Raw genomic sequence first — 13979 nt, forward strand, 5'->3', positions numbered from 1 at the left:
GGAGTCCAGACATGAAGCTTATGCGCATTGGGGTCGACCTGGCCAAGAGCGTGTTCCAGATCCACGGCGTCGACTGCAAGAGAGGCCTGTCTGGCGGCAGCGGTTATCTCGCGAACGCTGGCTTCAAGCGATCCTGGAGAAGGCCGAGCCCGATTGTGAGATTGGCTTGGAGAGTTGCGGTGGAGCCCATCATTGGGCTCGGCAACTTGAGGCGCGTGGATTTCGGGTCAAGTTGATCGCGCCCCAGTTCGTGAAGCCCTACGTGAAGAGCAACAAGAACGACGCCAATGACGCGGAAGCAATCTGTGAGGCAATGAGCCGGCCCAGCATGCGCTTCGTGGCGATCAAGACGGTTGAACAGCAGGACATTCAGGCGGCACATCGCATTCGAGCAGGGTTGATTGAGCAACGCACCGCCAAGGCCAACCAGGTTCGTGGCCTGGTCGCAGAGTACGGCCTGATTGCACCGAAAGAACTGTGTGCATTGCGACGCGCCATTCCCTGCTGGCTGGAGGATGCAGACAACGGTTTAACGCTGCGCTTTCGGCATTTGCTGGATGGGTTATGGCGCGACTTGCGCATGCTGGATGAACGGGTCAAGGAGCTGGATTGCGAGATATCCGGGATTGCGGCCAATGAGTCGAGCGCTCAGAGCTTGCAGCAACTGCGCGGCGTCGGCCCGATGATCGCCACCGCCCTCGTCGCGGCCATCGGTGACACCCGTCAGTTTGCCAATGGTCGACAGTTTGCTGCCTCGCTGGGATTGACACCGAGGCAGCACAGCTCCGGTGACAAAGATCGACTGCTGGGCATCAGCAAACGCGGCGATGCCTACCTGCGAACACTGATGATTCATGGCGCTCGATCCGTGCTGCGCACAGCTTCATCCAAGGATGACCGGCTGAGCCAATGGGCCGTCCGCTTGGCTGAACGATCGCACACCAACGTGGCCGCCATCGCGCTGGCCAACAAGACCGCGCGCATGGCCTGGGCGATGCTGCGCGATGGCACTGCCTACCAGCCGGAACGGACTGCGGCCTGACTCACTATCAGTCAAAACGCTACGAGAGAATGACCGTCACCCACGATTGCGAAGCAACCTGAACGATGGCAAACCGGTCGAACCGGCGCGAGCAAACCCCTCAAATGTCCATGTGCGCAGAGCACGTAGAAGCGATTGGGAGCCCGCGCGCGAATAGCCCATCATGGCCCAGCATCAGAAGACGATGCCGAAATCAGAGGCCGGATATACGTGTGCAGTCGGCACGGGCGCCAAAGTGACGGGAGCTTGCAATGAGGGGGAGTCCATATACGGACTGATTGACCACTACACCCCACGCCAACCAGCTTTTGCTACATTACCGCGTTTTGTATACACGCAATAATTGTCGAGCGGCTCCACCATGAGAAGCAACAAGCGCAGCATTCTTACGCCCGTGGCTCCAATCCTAATTGGAAATGCCAGATCCTATTGGGCCACCCACTTTTACAGCGTTTTGAAGTGTATCGACTCGCACAAACAGCTCGCCTACTCGCCTCGGAATTTCAGAGAGTTTCCGCAGTGGAGCTTGAGCTTATTGAGGGGAAATCTCCCTCTCAATTTCTTCAACGACGTTGAGTCATATGTACAGAATTGGGGAGTTCAATATTTCTTGGCCAGCTTCTTCAACCAAAAGCTCGGAGGACACCTCGTCATTGAGCTCCTAGAGCGGCTGGAGGGCTTGTATGGGATCTGCTTCAATAGGGATTTGGACTCGTTTACCTTCCATATCTCAGGAAGGGACTCCGCCCTTAGCCACCGGTTAAATGACAGATTCACAGAAATTTTTCCTTTTCACGCATCTCAAGATAGCGTACCAAAACTCATCGCCTACTCCGACCTGTGCCTGATCTTGGACAATAGCTTCAATGGCGGGTCAGTGGCCATTTTCGGCGAGGTGGAGGGAATCTATGGAACCAAGTTCCGGAGCGAAAAGTACTGGGGCATTAAACAGGAGTTCTGTGTCTTTGGAATCGGTACCGTGCAGGGCAACCAGAAGCAAATCTGGTTTGAAGAGACTCGCCACAATGGTGTTGACCGAGTCCTCTTGATGATCGAAAAATCCCATTTCATCGTGACGGACTTCTCGCAAACAATAAGGTGTTTCAAATGGCTTTTCCTGAACGGGCCTGGGTTTGAGGACTTCCCCGGCGATGACGAGTTCAGGTGGTTTGCCCATGCGATTAGGGCGAGATGGTCTGACCCTATCGAGTCGGTCTTCAGCTTCTTGGAAAGCTATATCGATGGCGGCGATCTGGTCGGTTTCAACAACGACGGACCTGCAATCATCACGGACGTTCAGGCCCTCTGAAGAAACCGACAAGTCTGATTGATGCCAGAGCGACCGATAAACTGCCTGTCAATGCCGGCCACGATTGGGGATGCGCCTGAATGGTAATGGTGATTGAAGCCAGGTTTGCCGATGGTCGTGGGGTAGCCAACGCCCTACGGATGACGCCTGCCCAATGGATGCAGCTTCAAGTGAGCTATCAGATGGGTGAATTGCTCATGCCCTGCTGCCCGGCTCCCGCCGTTCCAAAGCTCAGTCCTAACGGCCATCCCTTCTCTGCACATGCAGGCAGTGCCTGTAGTGCATCCGAAGAGAGCCAATGGCATCTGGCAGCGAAAATCATGGTTCGCAGCGTGCTGGAGAACCTTGGCTGCGGGGCCACCTTGGAGATGTCTGGAGTTGGAAACTCCGGGAGATGGCAAGCCGACGTTTGGGCAGAGTGCGATGGCGTCAAGCTGGCCTTCGAGATCCAGCGCTCATATCAGTCATTGCGCGATTATCGCCGCCGTCAAGAACGCTACCGGGTCGAGGGTATCAAAGCCTTGTGGTTGATGCGGCACGACCGCTACATGACCCTGACCAAGAGCACGGCAAAAGAGCGCCTGCGGGCAGAGTTTGGAGTCAAATTCCCCCCCGAGGGCGCTTCGGGCCTTGTTTCACGGATCTCCCTGTAGTGCAACTACAATTGGACCCTGAGCCCGGCGTCCGCGGAGCGGGGTTCTTTTCGGCTACCATCCCGCAACTGCTCGAAGCGGCGCTGACCGACCGCCTCTTGTGCATCGATGGTCTGTGGTGCATCGACAACCTGGACGCCATGCTGCGTATTGCCGAACAGTCGCGGACGCAAGCCTCCACTATGCGCAGCGCGAAGCCCCCCCTCGGCTTTATACGCGCGCTGTGCTCAGCGCGTAAAAGAGCCTTATTGGCCGACTGGGAGTGGCTATGGATTGGACCTGCGGCGTCTTGTGCTGATTGCACCTAGTGCAAGTCTTGCCTGCCCTGCAGCCTGTCGACTAGTGATGCTCTTGCCAGTCTAACTCGGCGCTCTTTGCCCTGCGCGGGGTGGTGACATTGGCCCGTGCGTGCGAAAATTCATGGATTCTCAACCGCGAATCGCCGCACTCCAGCTCCGCGCTACGGGCTATGCCCCCCGCGGCGTGACGACCAAGGAAAGGGACAGTTACGGTGGCCCCCAGAGACCCGGTAAAAACGCAGCGCAATCGCCAGATTAACGAACTCACGGCGCAGATAAATGAACTCAAGGAGGACGTCTTAGATATCACCGGCTATCCCAGCGAACATTCGTTGAACGCCACTTATGGCGGGAAGCACGCCGAGTACATCGACATCAAGAACGAAGTCATCGATTCGCCCGAGCAGTTCATTACGCTTTATCTCCGTGGGTTCCTTGATGTTCTGGAGAACCTCGGACCTGCCGCGCGGCCTGGCAACCCCTATTACGAGGCCCACGCGCATATCAAGAGCTCCAAGACGGTGCGTCGCTGGTTCAAGCTTTTCCTCACTCGAACCTACCTGCGTCAGTTCGATGCTCTGGCCCGCAAGCGTCCGGAAGTGGAGGATGCGGAGATATGGATAGGTCAAAAGAATGCGTCCTACGGCATCCTGGTGACCCCCCGGTTCAAGAATGGAGCTTGGGAGAACGATAAAAGTGAAATTCGACATTTCAAACCGAACTACTGGACCATCGGGCACATCCTGCAGACTGGATTCGTGATACCCGATGAAGATGATCGCATCGAATTTCCCTCCGTCGATCACTACCTGAAATTCTTCCGCCAGACCTTGGTGCGCAACTCCGGCTCCGAACATGAAATGGCGATTGCCAGGCGCTACTGCAATTTCGTGCTCAATAGCGAGAACCCACTGGATGTGCCACTGTTGATTCCAGAACTGCGCTATGGTGGAAAGGTGGCGCGCCATGAGCATCGCCTCGACTTCACCATCATTGATCCTTTTACCCTGTCGAAGGTCGGGTTCGAGCTTTCGCCCTGGTCAACCCATGGCAGACTGGAGGGCACCCGTGATAAGACCCAAAAGCAAATCAATGAAGAGGCTCAGGCAAACTTCGAGAAGGAAATGCGTAAGCTCAAGGCCTATTTCCGCAAACGTGGTATCCCCATCATTGTCTACACAGATACAGACCTGAAGGATCCCGATGCCATCTTTGACGACATTGCGGCGTACTTGTCTCCCACGCGCAAGGCCAAGCAGTTGGAGTTCCACGCCATGGAGGACTTCCTGGCGTTCAAACCCGGTCGCTAGTGCCCGCGCCAGTGGCCTCACCGAACTCGCCTCAAGCCGAGGTCCTGCTACCAGCCTACAGGGCTTCGATAAATGAGGACGGTCGCCTTTCGTATGCTTCGCTGATCGCGGAGCAAAGTCCTCTGAAAACATCGGCTCACTGCACCAGAGCGCCGAGCCCGCGGCCCTCCTGCCTGTCACCGGTTGAAAAGGGGACAGGTTTTTTCTCTACTCTAAACGGCTGCTCATGGCCGACTTATGCCTGATGCGACAGGCTCAAACCGGCCAATTGATCTAAACGGCGAACCATGTGTTCGTATCAAATGTCGATAATTGCCCAGCCTGCCTGCTGCAGTGCTGCCCTCCTCTTGGTCTCGGCTTTACCCTCACCCATCGCGCTTTTTCGCATGGCCAGACAGAGCATGTGGGTCGGCCTGGTCATCCCTACGTACATGAGCATCATGCTCTTCTTTGCGGCCTCGTTCGGACGCTTAGCAGCTGAGGCTTTGCCTTCGAGCCACGGCAAGAGCTTGTTGACGAAGTGAGTGCGGTTGTACGTTTCCAGAATCAGGGTGGCAGCATGCGTTTTACCCTTCTCGGCGTGAATCGAAGACAACCGGATGTTGACGCTCTCAGAACCGACCTCAAACCTGTATGTGTTGAGAAGCGCACCACCGTTGTCACCTGGGTCTTCTACCAGAGGGGCAGTTGACCAGGCGAGATAGGCTTCAGCATCCGCTGCTGCCAGCAGTTGATCAGAAAAGACCAAATCCGCAGCAAGATCCATCAAGCCTGAGGCAACCGTTGCATCCCATTCCGCCTGGGTAATACCAGCGGGGCTGAACAACAGCCGTTCGAGCCATCCGCGATAAGCGGCGACCACTCCAGCACGACCGGCAAGATGCTGTTCGACACATTGATGACTGCGAGACCTGGCCACAATCGCGTCCCTGGGAAACGCCAGGCGCACCAGGTTTAATAGGCAGGACGCTATCAGTTCCACGCCTAGAGCCGCAGTTGCATCCCTAGCAACATAGCGACGAGCGATGTGCACACCCTCTGAAAACGTACGCGGCTTGAACGAAGGCTTATTAACCTCTGACTGATACGGAGCCCAGTAATGCTCAACCGCTTTGGGGTAGTGCTCTGGCTTGTCATTCTCCAGTCGATGTACCGCTCCAACCGCATAGACACCTGATGTCCGGACACCTGCAGGTAGGTGCTGGATCAACAGCTGCCCATAGGCATCCAGGACATTACTCACGTCGCCATCAGGGAAGACGATGATGGTGTTGGGAGCAGGCTGGTTTGCACCACTCTGCCGTAACCCTACCAGGCCGCCAGTGATCGGCAGGTAGGCAAAGGGATTGGCGATGGACGCGATCGACTGATTGAAACGGAAGCTACTAGCGATTTCCATGGTGCTCGATTGATCAGGAAACGGCTCTGGTAGCTCCACCTTCACTTCGAAGATTTCCTGGTTGGGATCCCCAACCCTGATGACACAAACATCTGGATCCTGACGCGGGAAAACTTTGCTCAAGATGTTGGCCTGCTCGTACCGCGTATCTTGCATCTCATCGACCAAAACACAGGGAAAGCGAGCTCGCAAAGCGCTCGCTACCTCAGGCTCGTCAACCAGCAGCGCATCAGCCAAGACGAACACTTCATCGAAGCAAAAATGCCCTGTCTTCGCTGCATGAGTCATCGCTTTGCAGGCATTTTTATAGGTGTCCGTATGAGCCCCGAATTTCAGACTCCAACCGGTGAGCGGGTTGTCGAAATCGACAGTTTTTAAGCGCAAACTTTCCACTTTGATGAACGCCGATTCGAACGTTTTCTTCATGCCCGCGTATTCCCAGGGTTTCAGTGCTTTCCGGCGGGCGGCATGCGTAAGTTCATCGTCGATGGCAGTGAGTGGAATGCCCTTCGATCGCAGCCACGGTGAAGCAAGGAATCGCCCAGTGAAGCCATGGATGGTATCGATGTAATGTGGGTAGCGAAGCAGGCGCTGCCCAATCTCCGAGCCTCCCAAGCGATGCTCAATTTCCTCCCGAGCTGCGTTGGTATGTGAAAGGACGCAGATCCCCTGAGTTCGACTCTTCCAATGGCGAGCGAGGATAGCCAGCTTGGCCACCACCAATGTGGTCTTGCCGCTACCAGGGCAAGCAGAGACGTCCAGTGTGCTCATGGATTTCAGGAAGCTGCGTCGAGGCTCGTCCAACGCCTCCAGCTTCATGAGCTTGGTGACCCACTCCACATCGCCATCGGTTATCGGATTGATGAGCTGGGCCAGGTTCATTCCTCGCTCTCCTCAACAGCCGCTGAGGTGCCAGCTACCGTGCCCATGGCAACCGGTGTGAGCGTAGACCCCGTCGGCGGTACAGCTAAGCCACTGGTGGCGTATTCGATCGCGTGAATCACAGACTTTGATAGCGAGCCACGCAGAGTTGCCGCATCTAGCTTCTTAGCTTCGAAACGCTCTTCTATCAGGTCGATCAGGTGCTGGGCAGTGATGGTTTTGGAGGCTTTCTTGACCAGTTTGTAGACAGCGGAACACCTCGCCTCCTTGGTGGAGTGGGCTGTCTCGATGGCCTTGAATGCGGTTTCAGCTTCAACCAAAAGAGCTGCTCTAGTCACCTTTCCCTGATCAACCTTTTCCTCGTTGATCGCGAGATAAGCCGCTGCGTGCACTTCCCGCGCAAGACCGGAAAAGGCCAGGTCATATTCAAGTGTCCAGTGGTCAGCAACGAAGGTTCGAACGCACTGCCCGTCGCTTGCCATTCGCTTCTGGCGGTGCTCAGCCATACCGGCTTTTTGCTCTACAGCAGTCGCGCCGAAATCTCGCACAGCCTTCCAGCGACGGGTAGTACTGTTCCACTTGGGATCTGTTGGCCCCGTTACCAATTCGTGAATCTCAGGCGCGCAGTCGGGCATGACATCCATGTCGGTAATGCAGGCCGTCGGAATGGAGATTTCACCCTTGCTCGTATCTCGGCGCTGCATGATCTTGGAGTAGCGACGCAACCCCACGCCGCCCACATTGATCACCGACACACCATGCTTGGTCAGGTCTTTTCCAAGCCTACGCGCAAGGGCTGGCAGAAGGATCGCCTCAGCATCGCCCTCCACCACCAATAGTCCTTTGGCGAAGAACAATCCTGCTTTCGTGACGTCCAGGAAGCGACTGAGGAATCGATAGTCATCGGCGCCCAAGCAGGTCTGATCTTCAGCCAGCGAGAAAGCGCGCCCTCGATGCATGAGAATAAGATTCTGGATCGGAATCTTTGAGCTCAGATTCGGGCTGTGAGTGGTCAGAATCACCTGAACCGGTCTCAAACCGTCCGCAGGTTTCGCGGCCTTCTCAAGAAACTCCATGAGCTGTAGTTGCCGCTGCGGGTGCAGGTGAGCCTCAGGCTCTTCTACCAATAGAAGCGGCAGGCCGTCTGGCTCCTTTCCAAGCAGGAGGAGCTCGCAGGCCATAAACAGTACGTTGTTTGAGCCCAAACCATAAACGCCCCGGGACTCGCCCGAAGCGTGATCAAGCAACCCAAGCTCCAAGCGCTCAAGGATCTGTTTGAGCCTCGCATCCTCGGTCCCCCCCTCGCCGAAACTGATACGGCTTGTCAGAGGCTGTCCCGCAAGAGAAAGCGGGGCCAGGTAGTTCTGGTTAATGGCATGTTCAGCACTGACGATAGCGCTGTGCTTATTCACCAGATAGCGCATGTAGTCGCCCATGCCAGCAATGCTCAACGCTTCTGCATCGACGGGGCTAGCAGGCGGGGTCGCGGTATCGAAAGCGCTTCCGACATCGATGCTTGGGAAGCTGCTCAAGACCTGAGAGAGCCGGGAATTGCGGCCTGGCGACATCTCGCGCTCTGCATCACGTAATGGTTTCAAGTACGCAGTGGCGAGCAGAAGACGGGCCCCCGCATCCAGGGACGGCCCTTCCCCGTTCTCACCAGAACGCACTGAAATATCCACCCATCTGCGGGTTAGAGTTGAGCCTTGGACACGTGTGGCTGACCAATGGATGTGTAGACGACCTACGCCGTTTTTGTAGGTGACATACTCAGCGAACGCTCCCAGTTCGGCCTTACTCAAACCATCTAATGTGCACCTCAGCGTGATGGTGCTGGCCTGAGCTCCGCTGTCATCGATATGGAAGTCTTGGAGTTGAAGCTTCAGGTATTCGGCATCACGGGTTTGCAGTACATGCCGGATCGCATCGATGACGGCTGTTTTACCTGCATCGTTTTCCCCGACCAACGCGGTAACACCTCGGTTAAAGGTGACTTCCAAGCCGCAGTTAGCCTGGCCAAACTGGCGGAAATTTTCTAGTTTCAAGACGGATAGATACACGATTAGGCTCCCTGTTGCTCATGACGAGGCAGGGACGCCTATCTTGGCCATTTCCGCCAACGCAGTACTCATCCCTGATGAAAGGTAGCTATATGGCATGATTTCGCAGGCGAAACCAATCCCCTGGGATGACTGTCCGCTCCTGGCCGAGCGCGGCCCTTGGCTGCGACCAGCTTCTGATCCAAAACCGCCGAGACCACGGGTGGTAATCACAAAGCTCTCACAGCCTGGAGGACCGAGTACAGCAGTGAAACGATGGAGCCTTGGCTCAACGCTTGAAGCGCGGATGCTTGATGACCGGCATTGCATCGCGACGCTAGTTTGTTAAATGGCGCTGAGCAGAGTAGTAGTACGCCAGTACGCTACCGATCAAGGGGCCGGCGAATGCTAGTACTTCGCTAAAGTAGCGGCTCTGTAGAACCCCGCAAATCAGTACGCCGCCAAGCAGCATAAAAACGACTATGAATCCGACGAGTGCTGGAATGCGCTTATTGATGCGTTCGGTCTTCGGTTCAGCCTGGCCGATCCCACCGCACACCATGCAGGGCAATCCTGCAAAGCTTTTTCCCTTCAGCTCGCTCTCCTTGATGCATACCGCGCAGGACAGCTGCTGCTCTCCGTTGCGGCAGGTTCCGCTGCCTTCGCAATGGGCGCAGGGATAAAGATTGGACTTGATGTCATGCATTGTCATGTTCTGGTCGTCTCGCCTCTGGTCAAGGAATACGGATGCCCAGCGCATTCAGCGTCGATGTATCCATCCGGCCGTTGATGTCCAGACCACTGTCCATCTGAAAGGACATCAGCGCGCCGCGAGTTGTCTTGCCCAAGATTCCGTCGATCGCACCTTCGTAGTATTTGCGCACCATCAGCGCGGTCTGCACACGCATCACCAGGTTGGACAGCTCGCCCGCCGCGGGACGCGCGGGTACGGTCTTGGTCGTCGTATCCACGGAGGGCGATGCGGGGCTGTTGAAGTTGGTACTTGATCGGCTGCTGCTGCTCGAAGTACTGGGCGTGGTGTAGTAGCTGTTCGGGGTGTAACTCGGCGTGGGAGCGGCCGGTGGGCTGTAGTAGCGAGGGGCGCTGTACCCACCCGATCCGCTGTAATGCGAGCTGTGTGAGCTATGCGACCGGTGGGAACTGTGCGAGCGGTGCGCGGCATAGATGTTTACGGCATCGGGGGCGTTCAGAGTGTTCATGAATACGGGCGGTTGCGCGTCGCTGCGTGGCTCCCAGGTTGTGTCGGCGAGAGGCAGCTGGTTGGCTTGAGCAAAAGCAGTGCCGGCGACCGGCAGGAGGGTGATGTGGCCGATCAGAATCTTCCAACGATCAAGCAAACTCATGAAGCACTCCTTGCATAAGTGGCGAACTCTTCCGTGGAAAACGGACGAATACCGCGGCTTTGCCAGCGGTCGGTGTGGGATTTGAAGAAGCCTGCACAGTGACTTGCTGCAGCGCAGCTTTGGCAGGCGTCGATGAACAGGTTCTTCCAGTCGGAAATGCTTTGCCGAGCAAAGTGCGACAACTGCGCAGGCAATACGCACAAGGGCAGGTTGTAAATAGAAACCGGGATGCCACGGTTGTGCAGGAAAAAGGCGGACTGGCTGAGCTGCTCTTGATAATCCAATGGGTCTATCCAGAGCTCCTCATAATGCTTCTTCGCCAGGCCGGTACTTTCGATACCCATCAGAGCCACGTGGCGAACGAAAGGAAGGTTGCGAAATATGAAATGGGCCAGCTCAGGTAACCTGGGTGTGGTCAGACGACTGAGTACCACGCGGATTTCTACGACTTGGTTGGCTCGGGTGAGGTTGTATAGGCCCTGCATGGTTTCGCTGAAGGCTCCAGGCGCCTGGACGACGTGATCGTGGTCGTCGGCATTATCGCCATAGAGTGGGACACCCCAGCTCAGGCTTGGGTGCTCCAACTGTTTCAATTCGGGTATCCAGCTGGAGTCCTTTAGCAGCCGGCCATTACTGAGCAAGTGGATCGATTTCTCCGGCAGCACGGCCCTGCACCTGGCGAGAATCTCCAACAACCCTTCGCGATACAGTGTCGGTTCGCCGCCGCTGATGCCGAAGTGCTCCTCACCTGCGTCCATCAGGTCGATCAAGCGAAGGTTTTCCTTGATGTGCCAGCGGTCATCGATGTCCTTCGGTGGCTGTGAGCACATCAGGCACAAGCTGTTGCAGCGATCGGTGATGAACAGCAGGTTGGAGTTGGCCCCACGCCGATACAGCACGCGCACAAGGTTGCTGGCCGGCGAGAGCGCAATGACGTCCCCGGGGCGCACGACATGTGGATCTTTCGGTGCCCGAAGCTGCAATACCGCATTGGGCAAATCCGGCGCGTCCTGGTCCGGGCACAGGAAGGCGCCTACCGGTAGCGCTCGTAGACCAGGGTGTTCGCGTAGCTCATGTGCCTCGACCCAGAGTGCCAGGTCGTTGAACGTTGCATGACCGGCACAGACGGCTGTGCCTTTCTCGATGAGTTCGCTGGCAGTGATGACTTTCAGCAGGCGCGGGCCGGACAGGTTCTGGATGTCGAATTGAGTTTCTCTGCGCAGCATGAGCTACCCCCTGTAGCCGACGTGAGGGATATCAGCGAAGGAACGGCGAGTCAGCCAGGACAGCAGGACACGCTGGGTACTCTCGTCTCCATTCCGCAGCAGACCAAACAGGTGTTGAAGCAGCCCCATGTTCTTTTCACAGAAACTACTGAAGGCGCGATGCCCAATCGGGTCACCCTGGCGGGCAAAGTGTTCAACGGGGTCGGCGCCGCAATATGGGACCAACGCGCAATCGCTGCAGCCAGGCAAGGCTTCCGCGATGCCTGCCTCGAGCAGCAGACTCATCACGGGCGCGTTCAGCAACTCGCGCAGCGGTTGTCGAACAGTGCCCAGTCGCAATCCATCTTCGCCCATCTCCAGGAGCATCCGGGCTTCATCGGATGGATAGACATAGCCGTCGTAGTTATAAACGAGAGCGCCAATTCCAGCGCCCATGGGGGAACGTAAGTCGACGTAGCCGGATGAGAAGGGCGTCAAGACGTTGTTCAGCAGTAGTGCGGTATAGCCCTCGGAGAGGTAGATGCCTTGCTGGTTCAACTCCAGCAGATAGGCAAGTGCTTCCTTGTAGAAACGAACGTACCGCTCCATCGGGTAATCGAGACGCTGAGCACTTTTGGAGGCGAAACCATAGGGGCTGAGCGGGCGGAGAGAGATGCTGGAGAAGCCCTCCTTTACGTACTCGTCGATGATCGCTCGCGGCTGTTCCAGGCTTTTGGCGGTTAGTGTCGTGAGTGCAGATACTGCATCGTGACCTAGACGCTCGCGAACGCGATGAATGCCTTCAAGGGTTCGTGCGTAAGAGTCGCGCGTCGGGGTGGGCCGGTTGGCATTGTGAAGCGCGGCTGGCCCATCCAGTGACGTCGAAAACTGGATGCGATGCTTTTGGGCAAAATCCAGGATCTCATCAGTCAGGTGATGCAATGTGCTGGTGATGACGAACTGGATATCGCGCTGTTCGGTCTCGTTTTGCTCGACCACACGCTCGATGATCTGACGTATGCGCTCGAAGGCTAGCAAAGGTTCACCACCCTGAAACTCAACAGTGAGAGTGGGGGACGCGGATTCGAACAAGCGCTCCACTGCGGCCATAGCGTCTTGTTCGGACAGGTCGTGACCGCCACCGGCAAGCGGTGCTCGCGAGACCTGGCAGTACTGGCAGGTATGGTTGCAGCGCAAGGTGACGACGAAGAGGTGCAGAGCGGGACCCTGTAGAAGAAAGTCCTTGCGACTGCGGTATTGTGCGGCCATCTCCGGCAGCGGGTCATGCCTGCCGGGCTCATAGATGAAATGCCTGGCTAGTAGGTCTTTGTACAGCGAAGTTCCTGGACGCAGGCGCTTGCTCAGCAGTTCACGCAATTGCGGGTCCGAGATGAACAGGTGTTCGCCGGTATCCCCGGTGATCAGCACATTCTTTGTGCTATCGCCGTTCAAGCGCATGAAGCGGAAGGGCAGTAGTCGGTAGCTACCGTCCGTGGCGATGACGCTCCCCATTCAATAGCTACAGCCGACCAGTGCCGTGCGGATCAGAGCCTCTCTGATGCCGGCGGTTTCCTGCTGGATTCGTTCGCGCAGGACGAAATCATTCAGCTGCTGGAGCAGCAGGGATTTGACCTGCTCGGGGCAGAACGTGGCTGCGTTGGCTGAGGTCGGATTGGGGGTGACCAGAAGGGTGGTTCGCTGGCCCTGCATCCGGACTTCTGTGACAAAGTCCCTGGCGATGCTGTAGGCCGCTCGTTGTACGACGCCGGGCGAGTAGGCTTGCTCGTCGAGTTGGAGTATGACTTGCCATGCCATCGTATTCTTCCCTGAAGTCCCGATCTATTGCGGGGATTTTGCACTGTTCCAGGGCAAATGGCCACTATCCGATCTTGTAGTGGTCAACCCATCCCGGACAGTGGGTTGAGTTTTTCTTCGGCCACCGCAGGCGGTAGCCCGTCGTTGAATTGATGCGGCCTGATCCAGTTGTAGCGGTGCATCAGGTAATGACTGATGTCCCGTTGGGCCTCCTGCGCCGTCAGGTAACCCGTTGACGGGACCCACTCCGACTTCAGACTGCGGAACAGGCGCTCCATCGGCGAGTTATCCCAGCAATTCCCCCGACGGCTCATGCTCTGCTGCATCCGATAGCGCCAGAGCCGTTGCCGAAACAGGCGGCTGGCGTACTGGCTGCCCTGGTCTGAATGGAACAGCACCTGCTGTGGCCTGCCGCGCTGTTCGTAGGCCATGTCCAGGGCCTTGATCACCAGTTCGGCATCCGGCTTGGCCGAGAACGCCCAGCCGATCACCCGCCGGGTATGCAGATCCAGCACCGCGGCCAGGTAGTGCCAACGGCCTTGCGCCCAGACGTAGGTGATGTCGCCACACCACACCTGATTGGGATGCTCGGTCGCGAATTCGCGGTTCAGCCGATTCGGGATATCCGGCCGCTCAACCGTGGCCTGTTTGTAGGCGTGCGA

General features: G+C 56.9%; 10 protein-coding genes and 3 pseudogenes. 5 read left to right on the forward strand and 8 right to left on the reverse strand.

Annotated elements, in window-relative coordinates:
- Positions 1–11 precede the first annotated feature (11 nt).
- From JHD77_RS16505 to JHD77_RS16520, 4 genes and pseudogenes are all read left to right on the forward strand, one after another.
- Positions 12–1042 (forward strand): annotated as a pseudogene (locus tag JHD77_RS16505) (IS110 family transposase).
- Positions 1043–1403: 361 nt separating this feature from the next.
- Positions 1404–2351: a hypothetical protein gene (locus tag JHD77_RS16510; RefSeq protein ID WP_023132236.1), complete on the forward strand. Its 948-nt coding sequence runs from the start codon at positions 1404–1406 to the stop codon at positions 2349–2351.
- Between the two features lie 80 nt (positions 2352–2431).
- Positions 2432–3004, forward strand: a complete 573-nt coding sequence (locus JHD77_RS16515; RefSeq protein ID WP_223697232.1) for a competence protein CoiA — start codon at positions 2432–2434, stop codon at positions 3002–3004.
- 511 nt (positions 3005–3515) lie between these two features.
- On the forward strand, positions 3516–4613 hold the full coding sequence (locus JHD77_RS16520; RefSeq protein ID WP_023132238.1) for a hypothetical protein: 1098 nt from the start codon (positions 3516–3518) through the stop codon (positions 4611–4613).
- 298 nt (positions 4614–4911) lie between these two features.
- Here JHD77_RS16520 and JHD77_RS16525 read toward each other — a convergent pair whose 3' ends face one another.
- Together JHD77_RS16525 and JHD77_RS16530 are read right to left on the reverse strand one after the other, a co-directional pair.
- Positions 4912–6894 carry a UvrD-helicase domain-containing protein gene (locus JHD77_RS16525; RefSeq protein ID WP_031685017.1) on the reverse strand — a complete coding sequence of 661 codons (1983 nt, stop codon included), beginning with the start codon at positions 6892–6894 and terminating at the stop codon, positions 4912–4914.
- Entirely contained in the window at positions 6891–8954 is a 2064-nt protein-coding gene (locus JHD77_RS16530) for an ATP-dependent nuclease (RefSeq protein WP_031685019.1), read from the reverse strand. Before JHD77_RS16530 ends, JHD77_RS16525 begins: the two co-directional genes overlap by 4 nt.
- A gap of 201 nt (positions 8955–9155) precedes the next feature.
- On the opposite strand from JHD77_RS16530, the pseudogene JHD77_RS33095 reads away from it, so the two are divergent.
- Positions 9156–9233, forward strand: a pseudogene (locus JHD77_RS33095) (transcriptional regulator); the annotation flags it as partial.
- A 37-nt stretch (positions 9234–9270) separates the two neighbouring features.
- Here JHD77_RS33095 and JHD77_RS16535 read toward each other — a convergent pair.
- From JHD77_RS16535 to JHD77_RS16560, 6 genes and pseudogenes are all read right to left on the reverse strand, one after another.
- Positions 9271–9639 carry a molecular chaperone DnaJ gene (locus tag JHD77_RS16535; protein ID WP_223697230.1) on the reverse strand — a complete coding sequence of 123 codons (369 nt, stop codon included), beginning with the start codon at positions 9637–9639 and terminating at the stop codon, positions 9271–9273.
- A 28-nt stretch (positions 9640–9667) separates the two neighbouring features.
- Positions 9668–10297, reverse strand: coding sequence for a His-Xaa-Ser repeat protein HxsA (gene hxsA / locus JHD77_RS16540; RefSeq protein ID WP_023132232.1), 630 nt, complete (start codon positions 10295–10297; stop codon positions 9668–9670).
- Positions 10294–11523: a His-Xaa-Ser system radical SAM maturase HxsC gene (hxsC, locus tag JHD77_RS16545; protein ID WP_019726887.1), complete on the reverse strand. Its 1230-nt coding sequence runs from the start codon at positions 11521–11523 to the stop codon at positions 10294–10296. The genes hxsA and hxsC overlap by 4 nt, the downstream gene beginning before the upstream one ends.
- Before the next feature lie 3 nt (positions 11524–11526).
- A complete protein-coding gene (gene hxsB / locus JHD77_RS16550; protein WP_019726886.1) occupies positions 11527–13014 on the reverse strand; it encodes a His-Xaa-Ser system radical SAM maturase HxsB in 1488 nt (495 codons plus the stop codon).
- The gene (gene hxsD / locus JHD77_RS16555; RefSeq protein ID WP_023123902.1) at positions 13015–13317 is read right to left on the reverse strand and encodes a His-Xaa-Ser system protein HxsD; all 303 of its coding nucleotides are present in this window, start codon (positions 13315–13317) and stop codon (positions 13015–13017) included.
- An 83-nt stretch (positions 13318–13400) separates the two neighbouring features.
- Positions 13401–13979: pseudogene (locus JHD77_RS16560) on the reverse strand (IS3-like element IS222 family transposase); the annotation flags it as partial.

It is taken from the genome of Pseudomonas sp. P20, from assembly GCF_016463925.1.
GTDB classification, from domain to species: Bacteria; Pseudomonadota; Gammaproteobacteria; order Pseudomonadales; family Pseudomonadaceae; genus Pseudomonas; species Pseudomonas aeruginosa.

What these genes read in the sequence shown, in the direction of transcription:
- JHD77_RS16510 (WP_023132236.1), top strand. Translation starts at nt 1,404, where the DNA reads ATGAGAAGCAACAAGCGCAGCATTCTTACGCCCGTGGCTCCAATCCTA.
- JHD77_RS16515 (WP_223697232.1), top strand. Translation starts at nt 2,432, where the DNA reads ATGGTAATGGTGATTGAAGCCAGGTTTGCCGATGGTCGTGGGGTAGCC.
- JHD77_RS16525 (WP_031685017.1), bottom strand. Translation starts at nt 6,894, where the DNA reads ATGAACCTGGCCCAGCTCATCAATCCGATAACCGATGGCGATGTGGAG.
- JHD77_RS16535 (WP_223697230.1), bottom strand. Translation starts at nt 9,639, where the DNA reads ATGCATGACATCAAGTCCAATCTTTATCCCTGCGCCCATTGCGAAGGC.
- hxsA (WP_023132232.1), bottom strand. Translation starts at nt 10,297, where the DNA reads ATGAGTTTGCTTGATCGTTGGAAGATTCTGATCGGCCACATCACCCTC.
- hxsC (WP_019726887.1), bottom strand. Translation starts at nt 11,523, where the DNA reads ATGCTGCGCAGAGAAACTCAATTCGACATCCAGAACCTGTCCGGCCCG.
- hxsB (WP_019726886.1), bottom strand. Translation starts at nt 13,014, where the DNA reads ATGGGGAGCGTCATCGCCACGGACGGTAGCTACCGACTACTGCCCTTC.
- hxsD (WP_023123902.1), bottom strand. Translation starts at nt 13,317, where the DNA reads ATGGCATGGCAAGTCATACTCCAACTCGACGAGCAAGCCTACTCGCCC.